This window comes from Streptomyces coffeae (assembly GCF_016741875.1).
GTDB lineage: Bacteria > Actinomycetota > Actinomycetes > Streptomycetales > Streptomycetaceae > Streptomyces > Streptomyces coffeae.
Map to the genome: position 1 here is coordinate 1 of NZ_JAERRF010000178.1, position 614 is coordinate 614.

A 614-nucleotide genomic window follows, 5' to 3' on the forward strand; every position below is an offset into this window, starting at 1 on the left:
GGCGTCGAACGCCGACACCAACTCACCGGACACATTGGAGACAACCGGGATGCGCGGCTCGGCGTAGTGCAGCTTGTCGGCCACCGCGCGGAACTCGTCGAGCATCGGCTCCATCCGCGGGGAGTGGAACGCATGCGACACCCGAAGCCGGGTCGTCTTACGGCCCTCCCACCGCGGCAGCCACTCCTCCACGGCGTCCTCATCACCGGACACCACCAGCGCCAGCGGCCCGTTGACCGCGGCGATCTCCAACCGGCCCTCGAACCCGGCCAGCGACTCGGCCACCTCATCCTCAGCAGCCTGAACGGCGACCATCGCACCACCGGTGGGCAGCGCACCCATCAACCGGCCGCGCGCCACCACCAGTTCGGCCGCGTCCGCCAGCGACAGCACACCCGCCACATGCGCGGCAGCGATCTCACCAACCGAATGCCCGATCAGGTAATCCGGGCGCATGCCCAGGGATTCGGCCAGTCGGAACAGTGCCACCTCGACCGCGAACAGCACCACCTGCGTGAACTCGGTCGCGTTCAGCACATCACCGTCGGCAGCGAGAAGCTCCCGCACCGAACGGCCCAGACGCGGATCCAACTCCTCGCACACCTCGGTCAACG

At 68.4% G+C, this 614-nt stretch carries 1 protein-coding gene; it reads right to left on the minus strand.

Annotated elements, in window-relative coordinates:
- Window positions 1-614, minus strand: a 614-nt coding sequence (locus JK363_RS41555; protein WP_201883508.1) for an acyltransferase domain-containing protein, incomplete at both ends; no start/stop codon positions are given.